At 58.0% G+C, this 19,308-nt stretch carries 25 protein-coding genes and 1 tRNA gene; 17 read left to right on the top strand and 9 right to left on the bottom strand.

Features of this window, described 5'->3' with window-relative positions; genetic code table 11:
* Positions 1 to 32 precede the first annotated feature (32 nt).
* Entirely contained in the window at positions 33 to 491 is a 459-nt protein-coding gene (locus E5180_RS09505; protein ID WP_138924169.1) for a methylated-DNA--[protein]-cysteine S-methyltransferase, read from the top strand.
* 43 nt (positions 492 to 534) lie between these two features.
* On the opposite strand, the gene E5180_RS09500 is transcribed toward E5180_RS09505, so the two are convergent.
* Positions 535 to 1,230: a CDP-alcohol phosphatidyltransferase family protein gene (locus tag E5180_RS09500; protein WP_093733338.1), complete on the bottom strand. Its 696-nt coding sequence runs from the start codon at positions 1,228 to 1,230 to the stop codon at positions 535 to 537.
* Positions 1,231 to 1,419: 189 nt separating this feature from the next.
* Between E5180_RS09500 and rpmB the strand changes: the two genes are divergently transcribed.
* The 3 genes from rpmB (at position 1,420) to E5180_RS09485 (ending at position 2,728) form a co-directional block, all read left to right on the top strand.
* Positions 1,420 to 1,719 (top strand): 50S ribosomal protein L28, encoded by a 300-nt coding sequence (gene rpmB, locus E5180_RS09495; RefSeq protein WP_138924168.1) that lies wholly within the window; start codon positions 1,420 to 1,422, stop codon positions 1,717 to 1,719.
* A gap of 99 nt (positions 1,720 to 1,818) precedes the next feature.
* The gene (locus tag E5180_RS09490) at positions 1,819 to 2,163 is read left to right on the top strand and encodes a hypothetical protein (RefSeq protein WP_138924167.1); all 345 of its coding nucleotides are present in this window, start codon (positions 1,819 to 1,821) and stop codon (positions 2,161 to 2,163) included.
* Between the two features lie 46 nt (positions 2,164 to 2,209).
* Positions 2,210 to 2,728, top strand: a complete 519-nt coding sequence (locus E5180_RS09485; RefSeq protein WP_138924166.1) for a copper chaperone PCu(A)C — start codon at positions 2,210 to 2,212, stop codon at positions 2,726 to 2,728.
* 39 nt (positions 2,729 to 2,767) lie between these two features.
* Here the strand turns inward: E5180_RS09485 and E5180_RS09480 are convergent, their stop codons facing one another.
* Both E5180_RS09480 and E5180_RS09475 read right to left on the bottom strand, forming a co-directional pair.
* Positions 2,768 to 3,481 carry an NAD-dependent deacylase gene (locus E5180_RS09480; RefSeq protein WP_138924165.1) on the bottom strand — a complete coding sequence of 238 codons (714 nt, stop codon included), beginning with the start codon at positions 3,479 to 3,481 and terminating at the stop codon, positions 2,768 to 2,770.
* 57 nt (positions 3,482 to 3,538) lie between these two features.
* Entirely contained in the window at positions 3,539 to 4,504 is a 966-nt protein-coding gene (locus E5180_RS09475; protein WP_138924164.1) for a LysR family transcriptional regulator, read from the bottom strand.
* A gap of 180 nt (positions 4,505 to 4,684) precedes the next feature.
* Between E5180_RS09475 and E5180_RS09470 the strand changes: the two genes are divergently transcribed.
* From E5180_RS09470 to E5180_RS09440, 7 genes are all read left to right on the top strand, one after another.
* The gene (locus E5180_RS09470; RefSeq protein WP_093733332.1) at positions 4,685 to 5,566 is read left to right on the top strand and encodes a carbon-nitrogen hydrolase family protein; all 882 of its coding nucleotides are present in this window, start codon (positions 4,685 to 4,687) and stop codon (positions 5,564 to 5,566) included.
* Positions 5,567 to 5,647: 81 nt separating this feature from the next.
* The gene (gene infA / locus E5180_RS09465; protein WP_005851736.1) at positions 5,648 to 5,866 is read left to right on the top strand and encodes a translation initiation factor IF-1; all 219 of its coding nucleotides are present in this window, start codon (positions 5,648 to 5,650) and stop codon (positions 5,864 to 5,866) included.
* 54 nt (positions 5,867 to 5,920) lie between these two features.
* Complete coding sequence (locus E5180_RS09460; RefSeq protein WP_138924163.1) at positions 5,921 to 6,499, top strand: Maf family protein; 579 nt, start codon at positions 5,921 to 5,923, stop codon at positions 6,497 to 6,499.
* A complete protein-coding gene (locus E5180_RS09455; RefSeq protein ID WP_138924162.1) occupies positions 6,496 to 7,518 on the top strand; it encodes a ribonuclease E/G in 1,023 nt (340 codons plus the stop codon). The genes E5180_RS09460 and E5180_RS09455 overlap by 4 nt, the downstream gene beginning before the upstream one ends.
* Positions 7,515 to 7,706 carry a DNA gyrase inhibitor YacG gene (locus E5180_RS09450; protein ID WP_138924161.1) on the top strand — a complete coding sequence of 64 codons (192 nt, stop codon included), beginning with the start codon at positions 7,515 to 7,517 and terminating at the stop codon, positions 7,704 to 7,706. The genes E5180_RS09455 and E5180_RS09450 overlap by 4 nt, the downstream gene beginning before the upstream one ends.
* 102 nt (positions 7,707 to 7,808) lie before the next feature.
* Positions 7,809 to 7,883, top strand: a tRNA-Phe gene (locus tag E5180_RS09445).
* 272 nt (positions 7,884 to 8,155) lie between these two features.
* Positions 8,156 to 9,315 (top strand): IS3 family transposase gene (locus E5180_RS09440; protein ID WP_138922942.1). Its coding sequence is split into 2 segments (ribosomal slippage): positions 8,156 to 8,405 and positions 8,405 to 9,315, totalling 1,161 coding nucleotides; the frame shifts between segments, so codons are not numbered across the junction.
* A gap of 371 nt (positions 9,316 to 9,686) precedes the next feature.
* On the opposite strand, the gene E5180_RS09435 is transcribed toward E5180_RS09440, so the two are convergent.
* The 5 genes from E5180_RS09435 to E5180_RS09415 all read right to left on the bottom strand — a co-directional run bounded on the left by E5180_RS09435 (position 9,687) and on the right by E5180_RS09415 (position 13,643).
* Positions 9,687 to 10,892 carry a cation:proton antiporter domain-containing protein gene (locus tag E5180_RS09435; protein ID WP_138924160.1) on the bottom strand — a complete coding sequence of 402 codons (1,206 nt, stop codon included), beginning with the start codon at positions 10,890 to 10,892 and terminating at the stop codon, positions 9,687 to 9,689.
* A 41-nt stretch (positions 10,893 to 10,933) separates the two neighbouring features.
* Positions 10,934 to 11,692 carry a flavodoxin family protein gene (locus tag E5180_RS09430; RefSeq protein WP_138924159.1) on the bottom strand — a complete coding sequence of 253 codons (759 nt, stop codon included), beginning with the start codon at positions 11,690 to 11,692 and terminating at the stop codon, positions 10,934 to 10,936.
* A gap of 40 nt (positions 11,693 to 11,732) precedes the next feature.
* Positions 11,733 to 12,167 (bottom strand): DUF6789 family protein, encoded by a 435-nt coding sequence (locus E5180_RS09425; RefSeq protein ID WP_138924158.1) that lies wholly within the window; start codon positions 12,165 to 12,167, stop codon positions 11,733 to 11,735.
* Positions 12,168 to 12,409: 242 nt separating this feature from the next.
* Positions 12,410 to 13,084, bottom strand: a complete 675-nt coding sequence (locus tag E5180_RS09420) for a cysteine hydrolase family protein (RefSeq protein WP_138924157.1) — start codon at positions 13,082 to 13,084, stop codon at positions 12,410 to 12,412.
* A gap of 121 nt (positions 13,085 to 13,205) precedes the next feature.
* Positions 13,206 to 13,643: a MerR family transcriptional regulator gene (locus tag E5180_RS09415; protein WP_138924156.1), complete on the bottom strand. Its 438-nt coding sequence runs from the start codon at positions 13,641 to 13,643 to the stop codon at positions 13,206 to 13,208.
* Between the two features lie 75 nt (positions 13,644 to 13,718).
* Here E5180_RS09415 and E5180_RS09410 point away from each other — a divergent pair, with 75 nt between their 5' ends.
* The 6 genes from E5180_RS09410 to E5180_RS09385 are packed head-to-tail and all read left to right on the top strand — an operon-like array spanning position 13,719 to position 17,823.
* Complete coding sequence (locus E5180_RS09410; RefSeq protein ID WP_138924155.1) at positions 13,719 to 14,108, top strand: mercuric transporter MerT family protein; 390 nt, start codon at positions 13,719 to 13,721, stop codon at positions 14,106 to 14,108.
* A gap of 14 nt (positions 14,109 to 14,122) precedes the next feature.
* Positions 14,123 to 14,419 (top strand): heavy-metal-associated domain-containing protein, encoded by a 297-nt coding sequence (locus E5180_RS09405; protein WP_138924154.1) that lies wholly within the window; start codon positions 14,123 to 14,125, stop codon positions 14,417 to 14,419.
* Complete coding sequence (merF, locus tag E5180_RS09400) at positions 14,416 to 14,652, top strand: mercury resistance system transport protein MerF (protein ID WP_138924153.1); 237 nt, start codon at positions 14,416 to 14,418, stop codon at positions 14,650 to 14,652. The genes E5180_RS09405 and merF overlap by 4 nt, the downstream gene beginning before the upstream one ends.
* Complete coding sequence (gene merA, locus E5180_RS09395) at positions 14,649 to 16,064, top strand: mercury(II) reductase (protein ID WP_138924152.1); 1,416 nt, start codon at positions 14,649 to 14,651, stop codon at positions 16,062 to 16,064. The genes merF and merA overlap by 4 nt, the downstream gene beginning before the upstream one ends.
* A gap of 40 nt (positions 16,065 to 16,104) precedes the next feature.
* Entirely contained in the window at positions 16,105 to 16,431 is a 327-nt protein-coding gene (locus E5180_RS09390; RefSeq protein ID WP_254700450.1) for a hypothetical protein, read from the top strand.
* Between the two features lie 45 nt (positions 16,432 to 16,476).
* Positions 16,477 to 17,823, top strand: coding sequence for a dihydrolipoyl dehydrogenase family protein (locus E5180_RS09385; protein WP_138924150.1), 1,347 nt, complete (start codon positions 16,477 to 16,479; stop codon positions 17,821 to 17,823).
* A 717-nt stretch (positions 17,824 to 18,540) separates the two neighbouring features.
* Here the strand turns inward: E5180_RS09385 and E5180_RS09380 are convergent.
* Positions 18,541 to 19,305: a YiiX/YebB-like N1pC/P60 family cysteine hydrolase gene (locus E5180_RS09380; RefSeq protein WP_254700449.1), complete on the bottom strand. Its 765-nt coding sequence runs from the start codon at positions 19,303 to 19,305 to the stop codon at positions 18,541 to 18,543.
* Positions 19,306 to 19,308: the final 3 nt, after the last annotated feature.

Raw genomic sequence — 19,308 nt, 5'->3', positions numbered from 1 at the left:
ATGACGCTGCGCCGCTTTATCCGGAGTTTCGGGTGAAGTGGCGCAGTATCCCCACGCGGTTTGGTACCTTGGTCGTAACCGAGGATGCAGGCGCGATCACCCACCTGCATTGGGGGCAGGGTCCCTTACATGCTGACGCTGGCACCTTGCTGGACGACGCAGAGGCGCAGCTGCGCGCCTATGATGCTGGACAGCTGACACGGTTCACCCTGCCGCTTCGGATCGGGGGGAGTGATACAGTGCGCGCCGTCTGTGCAGAGATGTCGGCGATCCCTTTTGGGGATACTGTGACCTACGGCGACATTGCCACAAAGCTGGCGATTCCTGCGCAGGTCGTGGGACAGGCGTGCGGGCACAATCCGATTCCCGTCATTGTGCCGTGCCATCGCGTGATGGGGGCAAAGGGGCTGACCGGATATTCTGGGGACGGCGGGGTGGAAACGAAAGTCGCCCTGCTGCGCCATGAAGGGGCCGCAGGGCTGCTGATCTAGATCTTGAAATTATGTGCCGTAACGTTGATCGCGGGGCGTCGGTTCAGGCCTTGCGATCGTACAGGTATTGTTGCGCCACACCGGCAAACATCAGGTACAGGCTGGTGATGACCAGACCCCAATGTGCCCAGCTTTGCGGGTGGAAATCGACCCAAGCGGCCCAGCCTGCAAAGAAGGTCCAAGCCAGCGCCATCGGCAATGTAACCGCGCGCCAACGCTCTGTCCGGACGGGGTGCACGAACTTGAGCGGGGCGAACATGGTCACGGCCAGAACCGTCACCAGCACCAGCGATACCCACCACGGCGGCGACAGGGCAAACAGCACCAGCACCAGCATGTTCCAGCACCCTGGAAAGCCCCAAAAGGAATTATCTTTTGTTTTCATGCGTGTATCGCAGAAGTACATGGCGCTGGCGAAGGTGACGATGATGATCATGACCCAGCCGCTCCACCCGTCCATGAGGCCGGATTGGAACAGCGCAAAGGCCGGAATAAAGACATAGGTCAGGTAGTCGATGATCAGATCAAGCAGTACGCCATCAAACTCGGGCGCGTTGGTCTTTACATTATATTTACGCGCCAGTGGCCCGTCGATCCCGTCTACGAAAAACGCAACCACCAGCCAGAGGAACATCATGTCCCAACGTTCCTCGGCGGCGGCGAGCATGGCCAGCATGGCGAAAATCGCACCCGTTGCAGTAAACAGATGGACGAGAAGGGCGCGGGAATGAATGTTCATGCGCGACAGATGGCAAATCTTTTAGACGGATGCAAAAGGAAAAGCGTGCGATGCCGTGCAGGCTTGGGTTGACCCCGCTCTCGATTCCGCCTAAAGCCAGAAAACCAATTTCAGGGTTTGCCGTAGCGCGGCCCATATGGGTATTGCTCCGGATCGCCGGAAAATGCCCCGCAGCAAAAGGATAGACCCATGTCGCGCGTTTGCGAATTGACCGGAAAAGGCCCGATGACGGGCAACAACGTAAGCCACGCCAAGAACCGCACACGTCGCCGGTTCTTGCCAAACCTGAACGATGTTACCCTTCAGTCCGAAGCACTGGGCCGCGGTTTCAAGTTTCGCATCTCGGCAGCTGCTCTGCGCACTGTTGATCACCGCGGTGGTTTGGACAAGTTCATGGCGAAGGCAAAGGACACCGAGCTGTCCGTCAGCGCGTTGAAAGTTAAGAAAGCAATTGCAAAGTCCAGCGTCACAGCCGAAGCGCTGTCGTAAGACTTTTCAATCGTTACGATGTTGCAGCCCTGGCCCTTGGCCGGGGCTGCGTCGTTTTGGGCAGGTGTATTTTCACCAGCTTTGGCTAGGGTGCGGCCCATGACCCTGCGTTCCCTTTCAACTTTGCTGTTGGCGTTGATGCTGGCCCTGACGGGGCAAGGCATGGCCGTTGCACGTGGGGCGTCGGCCGCTACGGGTCAGATCGTGCTGTGTACCGGCGCTGGTCCCGTAGCGATCTATGTGGACGCGCAGGGCAAGCCCACGACGGCCCCGCATATATGTCCTGATTCGGCGCTAAACGTTGACCTGACAGATGCCGTGGCTCTGGCTGCTGCGCCGGCGCGGATCGTGGCCTTTGTCGCACCATCGTTGCAGGTCCTGACAGCTGATGTGCCGCGACGCAAAACGCGCTATGACCCCAGAGCACCGCCTGTCGCTGCCTGACGTACGACTTTCACGGACATTTTGAATATTACGACAGGATACATCAATGACACCTGCTTTGCTGACCCGCGCCGTTTGCGCGCTATTTCTCTTTTCTGCCCCTCTCGCCGCCGAAGGCATTATGGTGGATGACGCCTACATCCGCAGCTCTACCGCGAAATCCACATCTGGTGCGGCGTTTATGGTAGTGATGAACCACAGTGGCGCAGATGACCGTTTGATCGGTGCGTCATCTGACGTGGCCGATAAGGTCGAGCTGCATTCGCACCGTTCTGACGATAATGGCATCATGCGAATGGGCGAGATCGAAGGCGGCGTGGCCATCGCTGCGGATGAAATGCACGCGTTTAAACGCGGCGGCGATCACCTAATGTTCATGGGGCTGCAAAAGCCGCTGGTGCAAGGGGCTATGGTGCCCGTCACGCTTGAGTTCGAAAACGCGGGCGCGGTCGAGGTCGAGGTGATGGTCGATCAGGACCGCAAACCGAACCATGACAAGATGAAGCACGACAAGATGGAACATGGTGACATGGAACACTCCGGTCACGAGATGCCGAAAGACTAAAGTCTTTTCCACACACGAAGGGCGGCGGCCCGGCGTTTGTTAGAACGCGGGCCGCTGTTTTGCGGGGGTGTCCAGCAATTCCTCTACCCAGTCGGTGACGACGCGGGTCGCGGGGCCGGTGCGGTGCTCTGCAAACTGGTTGCCCACGGCGGAACGTTCTAGGTTCAGTTCTATCGTGTGTGCCCCGTTGCGGCGGGCCTCTGCGACGAAACCGGCGGCGGGGTAGACGTTGCCCGATGTGCCGATTGCCGCGAAAATATCGGCTTCGGCCAAATGGTCAAAGATTGCATCCATGTCATAGGGCATCTCGCCGAACCACACGATGTCAGGTCGCGCGGCGGGGGCTTGGCAGGCGGGGCAGGGATCCCCCACAGCCATCACCATAGGAGCGGGCCAGCGGTGATCACACGCCGCACAAAGTGCTGAATTCAACGCGCCGTGCATATGGATCACCCGCGCACCGCCCTGTTCATGCAAGTCATCGACGTTTTGGGTCACGATGACGACCTGACCCGCATACTGCTGCTGCAGCTTGGCCAGCGCTTGGTGCGCGGCGTTCGGCGATACCTCTGCTGCCTGCTTGCGGCGGCCATTATAAAAATCGACGACCAGCTGGGGATCACGGGCAAAGCCTTCGGGGGTGGCGACGTCCTCGACGCGGTGCTGCGCCCATAGCCCGTCTTCGGCACGGAAGGTTTCAATGCCGCTTTCCGCAGAAATGCCTGCGCCTGTCAGAATAACGATTTTGCTCATGTCAGCCCCTGTATTCTTGGCTTGAGTGAACCAGTCCCGCACGTCTTGCGCAAGCGGTCAGCCCGCTAACGTGTCAAAACTGGGGGCGAGCCACGGCAATTGCGCGACCGTCGGCGCGATCATATGCGACCGGAGCAGTTGGCGCATCGTAGCAGCGATATTCTGCGGCACAGGCCCCGTCCAATCCGACCCTGCGAACAGGGAAATCTGACGCGACAGCCCCGGTACGGGCAGGGGATGCACCGCGAGCTGTTGGTGAAACCGTTGGGCGCGACAATAGCCGAAAGGCGTCGTGATCGCCCAGCCGATGCCCCGTGCCACCATCGCCATCAGGGCAAGGTGGCTGCCGATCTCGAACTGGGAGGGCAGGGTGATATTGCTGCGGGTGAGGTGGTTGGTGATCTGGTCGGAAATCAGCTGGTCGGTGGCGTATTTCACGAACGGCAAAGTCGATCGCCCCGCCATTAGGTCCGCGCTGTTACCCTCAAAACCGGCAGGGGTCACGATCACGAATGGGTCGCGTGCCAGCGGAATTTCGATGAGCCCGCTTTTGGCATCCCCGCTGGTGGCGGCGATAGCAATGTGAAGGGATTTGTCCTGAACCGCCTGAATCAACCCCTTGCTGCCGTCGGTGACCATCCGGAAGCGGCAGCCTGCCATGCTGTCGGCCAGAAGCGTTGCGAGGCGGGGGGTCAGGTCATTGTCAAAATCGTCGATCACCCCGAGGCTCAGGTCGCTGAGGTTTGCAAGGTCCATCACCGTCAGTTCGGATTGCGCCAAGCGGATATGGGCAAGCGCTGCACCGCTGTGACGCAGAAAGCTTTCGCCCGCAGCGGTCAGTTTCATCGGGCGCGTACTGTGATCGACAAGCGCTGCGCCCATAGCGGCTTCGAGGTTGCTGATCTGTTGACTGACGGCGGGTTGGCTTAGCCCTGTCAACGCAGCGGCCTGCGCCACAGACCCACGGCTGGCCAATGCCTCGAACACTTCTATGCCGCGTAGGGTGATGCCCTTTTTGATCATGATGTCCCGCCCTTGGTCCTTTCGGATTTAGTGAAGCATGACCAATATTTTGGCAAGGTTCGTGCGTATTTCTAAGCATTGGTTTCACAAAACTGAAATGAACTGCGGAAAACACGCGTTCCCCTTGAAGCTGCCCCGTGCGCAGCGCACCATATGGCTCATCACGCACCGGAGGCTTTCATGAAAATCGCAACAGCCGCATACCCGCTGGACGTTTTGTCCAGCTGGGCACATTACGAAGATAAATTGGCAGGCTGGGTCGCAACTGCGGCGGCCAGTGGGGCAGAGCTGCTGGTATTCCCCGAATATGGCGCGATGGAACTGGCCACGCTCGCGGGGCTGGATGTAGCTGGCAACCTGGAGGCGTCGCTGTTCGCTGTATCTGACCGGCTGGCGGATGCAGATGCGACACATCAGAAACTTGCAGCTGAATATGGCGTGCATATCGTCGCAGCGTCCGGACCTGCGGTCACCGATGCAGCCCCCCGTCCGGTAAACCGCGCCCGCCTGATCACGCCTTCGGGGCAAATCGGGGTGCAGGACAAACAGATCATGACCCGATTCGAACGTGAGGTCTGGGGCGTGGTCGGTGGAGAGCCTTTGCGCATCTTCGAGACGGCTTTGGGCAAGATCAGCATCCTGATCTGCTATGATAGCGAATTCCCTTTGCTGGGTCGCGCCTTGGCAGATTGCGACATCATCGCCGTCCCCAGTGTGACCGAAGCCTTGGCAGGCTACTGGCGCGTCCGCATTGGATCCATGGCGCGCGCGCTGGAGAATCAATGCGTTACGGCCATGTCATCCTGCGTCGGGCCTGCGGATTGGTCCGACGCGCTTGGTGATTCTTATGGGGCAGGCGGCATATTCTGCCCGCCGGATGTTGGATTTCCGTCAACCGGCGTACTTGCCGCCGCAGAGATCAACGTGCCCGGCTGGACCTTTGCCGAGGTCGACATCGCACAGATCAGCCGCGTGCGTGCAGATGGGGTGGTTTTGAACCGAAACCACTGGGAGGACCAGTTCGGGCGTGACGCAACGGCCATAAACGTGCCTTTGATGTGAATACCCCTTGAAAAAAGGGAAAATTGCGCCCATTTAAGCCTGCGTCCTGAAATTGCAGGACAAAGTGTTCAAGGAGAGACCATGGCCAAGGAAGACACGCTCGAATTCCCCGGTATCGTGAAAGAACTTCTGCCGAACGCGACGTTCCGGGTCGAGCTTGAAAACGGCCATGAGATCATCGCGCATACGGCAGGCAAGATGCGTAAGAACCGCATCCGTGTTCTGGCTGGCGATAAGGTACAGGTGGAAATGACCCCCTATGATCTGAGCAAAGGCCGGATCAATTACCGCTTTAAATAAAATGCTTATCCGAAAATCACTTCGTGGTTTTCGGGCAGCGATCTAGGATCCCATATGAGTTTCATCCTCGGATCAGGAAGCCCGCGCCGCAAGGAATTGCTGGCGCAAATTGGCGTTGTCCCAGACGATATTCGCGCTCCCGATATTGACGAAACCCCGCTGGCTGCCGAACTGCCGCGCCCCTATTGCGCGCGCATGGCCCGTGAAAAGGCCGCCGCCGTGCAGGCCGGGGGGGATGATATCGTGCTCTGTGCCGATACAACCGTCGCTGTCGGCCGCCGTATCTTGGGCAAACCCGAAGACGAGGCCGAGGCGATCCGCTTTTTACGTCTCATGTCGGGGCGTCGTCACAAAGTTATCACGGCAGTCGCGGTCAAGCGCGGTGACAAGCTGTGGCAGCGTGATGTGGTCAGCACCGTCCGCATGAAACGCCTGTCTGATGTAGAAATCTCGGCTTATCTGGCAACAGGTGACTGGCAGGGTAAGGCCGGCGGCTATGGCATCCAGGGACCGGCTGGCGCGTTGATCCCTTGGATCAGCGGATCTTTCACCGGCATCGTCGGCCTGCCATTGGCCGAAACCGCAAACCTGCTGCGTGCTGCAGGATATGTTTTCGCAGGAGAGACCTCATGAAGGGCCGTACGATCGTTCTGGACCATTTTGGCGACACCGAAGCCGCCGCGCTGATCGTGGACGGCAAGCTGGACGATCTTTTGATCGACAGTGACGGGCCGCGCCCCGGCACGATCTACCGCGCCATTGCGGACCGTCCGGTCAAAGGGCAGGGGGGTATGTTCCTAAAGACGCCTGATGGCTCTGCGTTCTTGCGCCAGATCAAGGGGCTGGCACCCGGACAGCCAATTCTTGTGCAGGTTTCGGGCTATGCCGAACCGGGCAAAGCCATTCCGGTGACGCAAAAGCTACTGTTCAAAAGCCGCTATGCTATCGTGACCCCCGGCGCGCCCGGCACCAATATCTCGCGCAGCATTCGCGACGAGGAAGAACGCGACCGGCTGCTCGAGATCGCCCATGAGGCCGCAGACGGGGCCACGCACGGGCTGATTCTGCGTTCCTCTTGCGCTGGCGCAGATGCGGATGACATCGCTGATGATATCGACGCGATGCTGACGCTGGCCGACAAGGTGCTGGACGACTCTTCCACCGAGATGGAACTGTTGTCCGAAGGCGACGGGCCGCATATTCTGGCGTGGCGCGACTGGGTAGCGCCTGCCGACATTGTGACCGATCCCGGCGGGTTCGACACGCATGGCGTTTTGGATACTGTCGATAGTCTTTCGCAGCCGCGCGTCGCTCTTGACGGCGGTGCCTCCATGTTTGTGGAGCCGACACGCGCCTTGGTCGCAGTTGATGTAAATACAGGGGCTGATGTGTCGCTCGCGGCTGGTATCAAGGCCAACATGGCTTGCGCCCGCGCCTTGCCCCGTGCCTTGCGTCTGCGCGGTCTGGGGGGGCAGATCACGTTGGATCTTGCACCCATGCCCAAGAAAGACCGCCGCCCCTTCGAGACCGCCTTGCGTCAGGCGTTTCGCGCCGATGACGTCGAAACCACGTTGGTGGGTTGGACACCGCTGGGGCACTACGAGCTGCAGCGCAAACGCGCCCGTATGCCCCTGGCAGAGGTGCTAAAGTGACCTGCCCGATCTGTAACGGTGAAACCGCTCCAAAGTATCGCCCCTTCTGTTCGGGGCGCTGCGCGGATGTGGATCTGGCGAAGTGGCTAAACGGCAGCTACGCCACACCAAGCCGTGATCCCGAAGATGTCGAGGCCGCACTAGAGGCCAGCGAGGCCGCTTTAAACGCTCCGGACAAGCCACATTAGAACTTTCCGAAAAAACCTTTGCCAAACATGGCGAAAGCCTCTGGACACCCCCGCCGCAAAATCCTAGAACGCGCACACCCGACCACTACGGTGGTCTCCGGTGCCCGGGTAGCTCAGGGGTAGAGCAGTGGATTGAAAATCCTCGTGTCGGTGGTTCGATTCCGCCCCTGGGCACCATTTTTGACTTCGACATAAAGAGCTTTGAGTTCGGCCAGTTATTCATCTCTGATCAGAGTTGGGTGTGACTGCGCAGAGACTGCATTGTGGATTTGCAGCCCTGAAAGTTTATCGGGACCTTTGTCATAGAAGCAATCAACTTAAATCAGAGCTACTGTTAAAAAAGTGGTTTTAGCTTTTTCGAACTGCATCGTTATATCCGATGTGACCTGCCCCCCGAAACTTCCCTCAGTTTAATGTAGAGTTTGCTCAACCTTCGAAGGAGCAAACAGATGCGACAGAGCCGTTTTACTGAAGCCCAAATTATCGGAATGATCAAAGAACAGGAAGCTGGCATGCCGACGGCAGAGGTGTGCCGCAGGCATGGCTTGAGTCCCGCGTCGTTCTACAAGTTCAAAGCCAAATATGGTGGCATGAACGTTTCTGATACTCATCGCCTTAGATCGCTGGAGGATGAGAACGCCAAGCTGAAGCGCCTTCTGGCGGACACGATGTTGGACAATGTTGTGTTGAAGGATTTGCTGGGAAAGAACTGACGACACCGAATGTGCGACGGGCCGCAGCACGCAAGGCAATGCGAGACCATGATATCTCGCAGCGCCGGGCGTGCAGGCTTGTCGGTGTCGATCCCAAGACCGTCCGGCGCGATCAGTCACCGGATAATCCAGAAGTTCGCGAAGAGATGAAAGCGATTGCCAGCAAGCGACGGCGCTTTGGCTACCGCCGGATCGGTGTGCTGCTGGAACGCAAGGGAAGGATCATGAACCACAAGAAACTGTATCGCCTTTATACTGAAGAAAAGCTGGGCGTTAGACGGCGCAGGGGCCGCAAGCGTGCGCGTGGCTCGCGGACACCAATGCCGGTTGCTTTGCGTCCTGGCGAGCGTTGGTCCTTAGATTTTGTGTCGGATACGTTCGGCGCGTCACGCAAGTTCCGCATGCTGGCTGTAAACGACGATTGTTGCCGCGAGAACCTCTGCTTGGTGGCTGACACCAGCATCTCGGGCGCTCGTGTCGCGCGGGAACTTGACGCGCTTGTCCGTATTTATGGAAAGCCTGCCTGCATTGTCAGTGATAACGGCACGGAGTTTACCAGTCGTGCGATCCTAAAATGGGCCGGTGATAACGACGTTGATTGGCATTACATCGACCCCGGCAAACCCCAGCAGAATGGCTTCATAGAAAGCTTCAATGGCAGCCTGCGCGACGAGCTGTTGAATGAGGAAATCTTCGATACGTTGGATGACGCCCGTCGCAAGCTGGCACTCTGGCGATACGACTACAACAACGTCAGGCCGCACTCATCGCTTGGGAACCAAACACCGGCAGAAGCTCGTCGAGCGCTTGAGCAATTTGAGGGCTCCGCGCAAGACGCGCTTGCCCAAACTGACGACGAAGAATATGAAACCCAGACCCGCAAACTCTCGTTATGAATGAGGGAGCCTCGGGGGGCAGGTCAGATGCTCTACCCATCGGTGCGTAAGCAGTCCCAAGCATTATGTGCATATCGCGATATTGCTATCTCATAAAAGAGTGATGAAGATTGAGAGCCTCGTTAACGTGCTCTCGGGATGTGAAATCTGCGGATGGGTGTTTAAAGGTTGTCTGTTTTATCCATTGGTTGCCAACATTGCTGATAAAGCCCGCAATTGTAGACATGTACGGACTCTAGGGAATGGGTTCGATTTTCGAAGATTTATATGGGTCTGACTGAGCTACATTGAATAGGCTTCTCGCAAGCCCTTTTTGCCGCCGATGAAGCTTGGCGCAAGCGCGTAGACAAAAATCAAGTTTCCATAAAAGGCTACCGCTGCGATGTCTTCATGCTCTGGTGCGCGGCGAAGGCTTTTGCCATCGGCACTGCCGTGACACCATGCAGCAGGGCACTGATCCAGACTGTATTGATAGCGAAATGAAGAACGAAGTCTCCAAGCTCAGGAGCGAACTTTTCGACCACCAATAACGCAAAGAGCGCCGTTGCCAGTCCGCGCGGGCCAAACCAACCGATAAACAATCTGGTAGACGGATCTGCATCCGAGCCGATCAGAGATATCCAAATGGCCAGGGGTCGAACGACCGCAAGGCTGAGAGCTATGGCTGCGGCCATTGGAACATTGAGGCTCGCAATTGCTTCGGGGACGAGCAAAGCACCGATGCCGAAGAACGCCGCCCATGAAAGCAGCTGGCCCTCGCTTTCGCTAAAGTCATACACGAACTGGCAGCGGTCCCGGACAATGCAGGCGAACCCGATACCGGCTGCAAACGCCGCGATAAACCCGTTCCCGCCGACTGCAGTCGCCGCGAAATAAGCCGCAGCGGCAAGCGACAATGTGGCTATTCCTTCATACAATGGGGATGTCAGGTCGCGCTCCTGCGCCGCAAGCAACCCGATCCCTCCCAGCACACCTAGCCCTGCGCCGACCAGTGGCCCGAGCGTCACCTGCAGTACGGTGTATAATATCCAGCCACCGGTTGGCGCGGCCGCTGCCGGAGCACTTAGCGCCGCCAACATCAAGATCATCGGCAAGGCGATCCCATCATTAAGACCGCTTTCGATGGTGATCGCGCGGCGATGGCGTTCAGGAACATCCTCGTTCGTCACGACGGATCGGCCAAGGGCAGCATCGGTCGGCACAAGAATTGCCCCAAGCAATGCGGCCACGGCAAGTGGCCATCCAGGAAAGAGCAGCCAGATGACTGCGGTACCACCGACGAAGGCCAGCGGCATGCCGATAATGAGGGTGCGTAATGGCCAGCGATGGCGTTTGAGCAGGCTTTGAATATCAATGCGGGCGGCATCCAGGAAAAGCAAAATGACGAGGGCAATCTCGGCCAATACATGCAGGTGCGCCTTGGCAATCTGCTCAGGGACGAGATTACCCCACGCCAAAAACGCCCCGAACCCCAGCGCGAGCATGGGGGCCGTGACAATTGTTCGGGCAAACCATCTGCCCAACAAGCAGAACGCCATGAGGAAAATGGCGATGAAAAGAAGCGGTAACTGTTCCAATCAGCGCGACTGTTCTAAGCGCGTGCCCAATACCGGTAGGTTCATACCCGATGCTCGGGGTTTTCGTAATCGAACCGGCAACCTGCCTTCCAGGCGTTGCGGTCGTTTCCGTGATTGGGCAGACCGCCCGCATCTTTCAGCATGCGCGCGGTGTGCATCAGGTTCCACGTCATAATTGTCGCATTGCGCTGTGTGAAATCGTTGTCAAAGCCTGCCGGGCCGCCTTCGATCTCATCGCCGTAAGAGGGGCCGGGGCCTGCCTCTCCGATCCAGCCACAATCGGCCTGCGGGGGGATCATATACCCCAGATGGCCAAGTGCATAGAGGATCGACATTGCGCAATGCTTGATCCCGTCTTCGTTGCCGGTAATGACCGCGCTACCGGTCTTGCCGTAGAAGATGCTTTGCCCCTTGTCGTTCAGCATGCCCGACATTCCGTAAAGCCGCTCAATCAGGACACGGCAAAGGGAGCTTTCCTCGCCCAACCAGATCGGCGTTCCGATGATCAGGATATCGGCTGCGGCGACTTTTTCCCAAAGTTTGGGCCAGTCGTCCCGATCCCACCCATGCTCGGTCATATCCGGATAGACGCCGTAGGCGATCTGGTGAGAGGCCGCGTGGATATGCTCCACGCTGACCCCATTGCGAGACATGATCTCGCCCGCCACAGAGAGCAGCAGCTTGGTATGCGATTTTCCTTCTTCGCGTTTTAGGCTTGTATTGAAAACGACGGCCTTTAAGTCCGAAAAGTCGGTTTGGTTATCATCGCATAGCTTTGACTGGGTCTCGTTCAAAGTCATATTAGAGGTACTCCTTTGGCGTGAGGTGAGATTGGGTGGTTCAGGCAACGTGTCCAGTAGCGGAGTAAGCTGCATAGACCTTGCCAAGGACAGCCCCAAAAATGAGATGCAATACCAGCGTCATGACGGGTGCCATTATGCCAAAGCTCATGCCGAACAGGCCAGCACCAGCCATCGGCATGATCACAATCATCATGCCCAGCCAGGCCGCAATACCAAATACGATGCCTTTGATCACTGCGGTGTTGCCGGGAATTGCACTATATAGAATCGCAAACCCGCCGCCCCACGCCAGCGTTCCGATCAAGAAGTGGGCGATCCAACCGACAACAATCGAGGTTCCCATCATCGTGGCAAGCATCGCTGCAACATCAAGCTCTGGCATCACGCCCATCATCCCCTTTGCAACCATCAACACCGATAGAACGACGGTTGCGGCGAAACCGGCCACGATGCCACTTTTGAGATTGGTCATAATTTGATCCTTCATATGTGTCATTGGCCATTTCAGCCTCCTGACTGTTTCTCTCAGTTAAACGCAGCAAAAATGGGGTCTGTTCGACTATCGGCTTGGTCGTCGTTTCGGCTTACCCGCTCACAATCTGCATCGCTGGCAATCAGGTTGCGCGTAGCGCGTCGGAATGACTGAGACAAAACGCGGGAATTTCAGTCGGTGCAATAAAAAAGAACTCCGCCAAGCGAGAGGCTCCAATACCTTTAAGCCTGTTTCATCTTGTCGATAATTTCTGAGGTGACTGTGACTTCATTCGCTATATAGCGAAAATTGGTCATGGCAGCTTCATATCCGTCGCCCATTTCCGGGTGCTGTGCGGCGGCAGTTGCATCGCTAATCACAATTACTTTGAAGCCTTGTTCAAGCAATTCTCGCATATGCGACTCGATACACAAGTTTGCCGACATCCCAGCGAGCAGTACGGTATCAATGCCGCGTTTTCGAAGCTGTAAAACCAGATCGTTGCTTTGAGGCCCATAAACTTTGTGGGGACTGACAACCACTGTATCCGAATGGTCAATAATTGGTTTGTAGCTTTCGACCCAATCGGCACCAGAACCCTCAAAATTTTCGACTGAAAGAGGACCCTTTCTATCAAACATACCGATTTCGTGCATTTTCTCTTCGAGAACGCCGCCAAATTTCCACTCATGGTCGAAAGGGTAATAATAATGCGGCGAAATAAATATCAGGAAATTGTTTTCCCGGGCAGTCTCAAGCAATCGGCCGAGGTGCTCTACAGTTCCGTTCTCCTGAACGCTTTTTCCGACCAAATCCCATGCGACACCGGATTCAGAAAGAAAATCATTCTGGGGATCGACCACAACTAAAGCGGCAGATTTCTTGTCGATCTCGATGTTCGAGTTTGAATTTCCCATTTAGACTTTCCTTTATATTTCAAAGGGACAACGAACGTTCAACCAGATCAGTTCCAAGCTCTTATTGGGCTCCAGCTTCACACTCTGCGTACTCTCGCCTCGATATTTCAGTCAGAGAAAATCAACCTGTTTCGGCCACTGCGCCATCTGATAGCACGGTGAGGAGCGGGCATTCTGGCGTGTCCGCACCGCTGCACTTCGCAATTGTCTCCGCTAAGGTAGCTTCGATGTTCTGAAGATCACTTATCTTAGCGCGCACGACGTCGAGATGATGCCGCCCACGCTTCTCAACTTCCGCGCAGGTATGGCTGCCGCGATCTACCATGCTGAGCAGACCTCGAATTTCCTCCATTGTGAACCCCAGCTCACGCGCCCGCATAATAAAGCCAAGTCGGTCTACATGCGCCGGCCCATAGCGGCGGTGTCCGGCGGGGCTGCGCGGTGGGTCGGGCATCAGACCGACGCCTTCATAATAGCGGATGGTCTCAAGGTTGCAGCCGGTCAGGCGCGCAAGGTCGGAGCGTTTAAGGTCACTCACAACACCGTGATCATCAGCCATGCTTTTTCTCCTTGATCCTGTAGTTGCTACAGACCCTATCTTGCAAGTCATCACAGGGCAACAAAGAGCAAAGCGATGATAGATCACACCACCGCGACCACAGACCAGCACGAGGACCGATCCGGTTGGTTCGCCACAGGCGCTGGCGTGGTCGGCGCGCTCGCCATGACCTCCTGCTGCATCCTACCACTTGTTCTGGTCAGTCTGGGTGTGACCGGGGTCTTTATCGGTCAACTTACTGCCCTTTATGCCTACAAGTGGGTGACCTTGAGCTTCGCGGCAGTGGCGCTCGCCTACGGGTTCTGGAAAGCCTACCGCCCGGTCCCTAGTGACGCCTGCGCGGACGGCACCTGTGCGCGCCCGATCGATCGCGGGCTGATGCGCGGGCTGCTTTGGGGCGCTTCGCTTGTTGTGCTTCTTGCCCTGACCTTTCCGGCACTCTCGCCCTTCCTTTTGACATTCTGACCATGAGGTCTCCCATGAAACTTCTTATCTCCACCACTGCGCTTATCCTTTCTGCCGGCGCAGCAATGGCCGCAGAGGCCACCACACGCGTCGATGTCGAGGGGCTCACTTGCCCTTCGTGCAGCTACATCGTCGCCACCGCCATGAAGCGCGTGAAAAGCGTCGAAATCCTTGAGTTCATTGAGGGCGATGCGGAAAACGGTCTTTATGTCCTGCGCTATGATGATGTGCTCACCGACCCGGAGGCCATCGTCGCTGCCGTGACTGGCGTTGGCTATGGCGCGTCATTGGCCGCGGAGAGCGGATCGTGAAGGAGGCAAAGGCAGCCGACAACCAGAGCCGTCTGCTCAAGGTTGGTCTTATCGGCACGGTGATTGTCGCCCTTTGCTGTTTCACGCCTGTGCTGGTCATTTTGTTCGGCGTGGTTGGACTTTCGGCGATGCTGGGCTGGCTCGACTACGTGCTGCTGCCCGCGCTCGCCATCTTTATCGGTATTACAATTTACGCGCTCTGGAAGCGCCGCAATGCGGAGAACCCCTCATGAAAGATAGCAATTCACCCCAGAACGGCCTCTATGATCTCGCCGTGATCGGTGCCGGCTCCGCTGGCTTCTCCGCCGCTATTACCGCCGCCGAGGCCGGTTCCCGCGTGGCGCTGATCGGTGCAGGCACCATCGGCGGCACCTGCGTCAACGTGGGCTGCGTGCCGTCCAAAGCCCTGATCCGCGCGGTCGAGAGCCTGCATCACACGCGTGCGGCGGGTCGATTTGATGGAATTGAGGCCGAGGCCCGCGTGACCGACTGGGCGGCTACAGTTGCGCAGAAACAGGCGCTGGTCGAAGAGTTGCGCAGGGCGAAATACGCCGATGTGCTGCCCCGTCATGAGAATGTCGATTACGTCGAAGGTCGGGCGACATTCGATGATGAAGGCAAGTTGAGGGTCGATGGCAGCCTCTTCCCAGCGGGAAAACTCATCATCGCCACCGGCTCCCGCCCGCATGTGCCGGCGATCCCGGGGATTGAAGAAGTTGATACGCTCGACAGCACGTCAGCGCTGGAGTTGACCGCTCTGCCAGCCTCCATGCTGGTCCTCGGCGCGGGCTATATCGGTGTGGAACTGGCGCAGCTTTTCGCGCGCGCCGGTGTCGACGTAACACTTGTCAGCCGCCGTGGCGTGCTTCCCGAAGCGGAGCCCGAGGTTTCGGCGGCGCTTGAGGGCTACTTGGCCGACGAGGGCATCCGACTGGTGCGTGCAAAAAGCTATGATCGCATCTCCAAGCAAGACGCCGCCATCGCGCTGCATCTGTCAGAAGGTCCCGTGCTGACAGCAGAGAAGCTCGTCCTCGCAACTGGCCGCGTGTCAAACAGTGACGGGCTGAACCTCGCTGCCGCAGAAATTGCGGTGGATGCGCGCGGGAGCATCGAGACCGACCCCCAGATGCGCACCACGAACCCCAACATCTGGGCGGCAGGCGATGTCACCGGCCGCGACCAGTTCGTCTATATGGCGGCTTATGGTGCCAAGATCGCCGCCCAAAATGCCGTGGCTGGTGGAACACGCAGCTACGAAAACGCATCCATGCCTTGGGTCGTCTTTTCTGATCCGCAGGTGGCCGGTGTCGGGCTTAGTGAGGCGCAGGCCCGCGCAGATGGGCTTGAGGTCGTGACCTCCGTTCTGCCACTTGATGCCGTGCCGCGTGCGTTGGCGGCCCGCGATACGCGCGGGTTGATCAAGCTGGTGGCCGAAGCGGGAAGCAAGCGTCTGCTCGGCGCACAGATCATCGCGCCGGAAGGGGCCGACAGCATCCAGACCGCGGCCATGGCCCTGAAGGCCGGGCTGACTTACGAGGAACTTGGCGATACGATCATGCCCTATCTCACCACCGTCGAAGGGCTGAAACTGGCGGCACTGACCTTTGAGAAGGACGTGGCCGCCCTGTCCTGCTGCGCGGGGTGAAAATATGATAGACCGATCTTCGAAAGACCTGCTCGGCACGATGCGAAACAGTATCCTTGCGTGGTGGCTGCCGCTTGGTGCCATGCTGGTAGCCATCCCCCTTGGCGATGGGGTCAAAACTGTCATCTGGGTCGCCGCGCTGGCTTGGATGGGTGGGGCCTGCGTGGCAAACTCTCGCCGCTGCGGGCGTGTGCATTGCCGCTATACCGGCCCGTTTTTACTGGCCATGATTCTGCCGGTGCTGGGCCATGGGTCCGGCTTGCTGTCGCTTGGGGAACAGGGCTGGCTCTGGTTGGGCCTAACGACGGGTCTCGGGATGGCTGTGATCTGGTGGCTCAGTGAACGAATGCTCGGCCAATATCGTTGAGCTTGCAACAGACGCCTTCCGGACTCTCGAATACAAGGAAACTTCATGACTGAAACTGTTGATCTGATCGTAATCGGCGCCGGCATGGCCGGGGTCAACGCCGCAAAGAAGGCCGCGCGCGCGGGCTGGTCCGTCGCCATCGTGGACGAATTGCCCTACGGCGGCACCTGCGCCCTGCGGGGCTGCGATCCAAAGAAGATGCTGCGCGCCGGGGCCGAGGCGATCGATGCTGCTCGTTTGCTCAAGGGGAGGGGCGTTACGGGTGACACGCGGATCGACTGGTCTGCGCTTATGAGACACAAGGAAAGCTTCACCGATCCGGTGCCGGAGAATATGGAAGACGGGCTGAAGAAGGCCGGTGTGCAAACCTTGCATGGGGCGGGGCGATTCACCGCAGAGGATCGGATCGAGATCGAAGGCCATGGCGAAATCACTTTCGGTCATGCATTGATCGCCACAGGTGCCAAACCGCGGCCACTGGATTTTCCCGGTGCCGAGTGCCTCATCGACAGCACAGACTTTTTGAACCTGCCGGAACTGCCAAAGCGCATCATCTTCGTTGGGGGTGGCTACATCTCCTTCGAATTTGCTCATATCGCTGTCCGTGCGGGTGCCGAGGTCACGATCCTTGATCACGGCGCACGGCAGCTCAAGATGTTCGATCCTGATCTTGTCGAGATGCTGCTGGAGCGCAGCCGCGCGGCGGGGATCGAAATCATTTCCGGAGCAACCCCCGAAAAGATTGAAAATGCAGGCAAGGCGCAGCGCATCTTCTACAGCAAAAACGGCAATACTCATGTCAAAGAGGCCGACCTCGTGGTCCACGGCGCAGGTCGAGTGCCGGCTGTCGATGGGTTAGATCTGAACGCTGCGGGGATCGACACGGATAATGGCGGCGTGAAGGTCACCCCTTGGCTGCAATCCACCTCCAACCCCCGCGTCTACGCCGCCGGAGACGCCGCGGCCTCTCCGGGCAAACCTTTGACTCCGGTGGCTGTCTTCGAAGGCAAGATCGCCACCTCCAACATGCTGAAAGGCAAGCAGATCGAGCCGGATTACACGGGCGTGCCCAGCGTGGTATTCACCATTCCCGAACTCGCACGGGTCGGCATGTTGGAAGAGGAAGCGCGCGAGACCGGCGATGTAGAGGTGTCATTCACGGATACTTCCGGCTGGTTCTCTCAGAAACGCTTGGGCGAGACCCATGCAGGTGCCAAGATCATCTCGGATACAGAGGGCAAGATCTTGGGCGCACATATGTTCGGTCCGGACTACGCGGAGCTCATCAATATCTTTTCTTTGGCGATCAAGTTGGGGCTCACCGTCGATCAAATCAAGATGATGCCGGCGGCCTATCCAACGGGGGCATCGGATATCGGTTCGATGCTATAGAGACGCGCGCCATTGACTGTTATTCGCTGCTTCACCGCTTTCCCAAGTCAACATGATCCTTTTTGGCTCTTGGCAGTCGGTCGAAAGAAGGGTCCGGCACCTTTCGGCCCCGACCCAGAAAGCTTCGCGTTGAAGCTGGGGGGCAGGCCAGCGTGGGTCGTTGCCCGCTCCAAAGCCGCCTTAGGGGAAACCTTCGCCCATACTGCTGACAGCGCTACGGGTGGAGAGGTTGGCCGTTGGGTGACTGCCTCGCGTGAAGGTTTGAGCCGCAGGTCGCCGGGGCGGCTATCGGGTCGAGTAGGGCCGGCGCCTTCAGCATGGACGACGCTGGTGGTAACGGAGGTATCAAGACGGAGGTCTTCGTAGCCGGTACGGCTTTTGACAAAGTAACTCGGCTCACCGATACGTGTCGCTACGATACCGGCGAGACGAGAATGTAGCAATTTAGAGGTTCCATTAATTGCATTACTATTCGATGGCTTGAGCGCCAGCTGGAGGCAGATTCATGGCCAGCTATTTCGTGCAATCCACGTTGCCAAGCCGATATGGATTTTGTCGCGGGATCGTGACCCACCACAGCGCCGCGCAGGCCCATCGTCCGTGTGATTTGTTACAGTGAAGAAGGGGGGGTGCGCGTCTGATGCGGGACGGGATTTGCAGCTGACAGATTAGCTAACATCGCTTGCTCGGCCCATCTGCGTGTCGCCCCCCGTTCGTTTAATCTGCCGGAGCCCCGACAACCTGCGCGGACGAAGCCTCTTCAGTGGACCATTCCAAAAGGTGAGGATCAAAGCCCTCGTTCAGGCGTGGTTTTACGATCTGGAAATAAGGGGATAGGTCGAAATCTCGCGGTGCAAATAGCGAGTGGTGCCGGATATGCAGGACCTCCTTGCGGGCGAACCGCGATCCTTGGCGCGCCTTTATGGTGCGCGCATCGGGCAAGATCGGATAGCGGACGGATTGAAACGCCTGCGCGATCAGCGACGAACAGATGGCCCGCGTCGGGTCGCCCGACCCGAACGCCAGCATGCGCCTGCGCCACCTGACCGGAACTGGCGGGGTCGGAAAGAAATAGCGCAAGAGATCGAAGATGTGCCGCAAGTCGTACTTCATTCCCACACGCGCTTTCATAAAATCGGTAACCGCGCGGCACTCCTGCGGCGTCAGGCCAACGGGGCGGCAAATCCGGGTATTGAAGCGCGCGTATTTCGATACCGGCGCAGTGACACATCCTTCGCCGAGATTGACCTCAATCAGGCGATGGGGCTCCGCGTCATTGGAAAGGGTGTCAAGGCTGTCCCCGATGTACATCGCCGCATGAGACCAAGTGGATTGGGTCAGATACTTGATGGCGTTTGAAATGCGTTCCTGTCCTTCCACCAGCAGCACATCGCCGGGACGCAAAGTTTGGCACAGGGTGTTGAAATCAGACGGGGTAAAAGGGGCATAGCCGACGCTTGGCCGGTTCAGAGCGCGCGCCATGCG

Source organism: Sulfitobacter sp. BSw21498, assembly GCF_006064855.1.
GTDB lineage: Bacteria > Pseudomonadota > Alphaproteobacteria > Rhodobacterales > Rhodobacteraceae > Sulfitobacter.
This window is presented reverse-complemented; position numbering and strand designations above follow the sequence as displayed.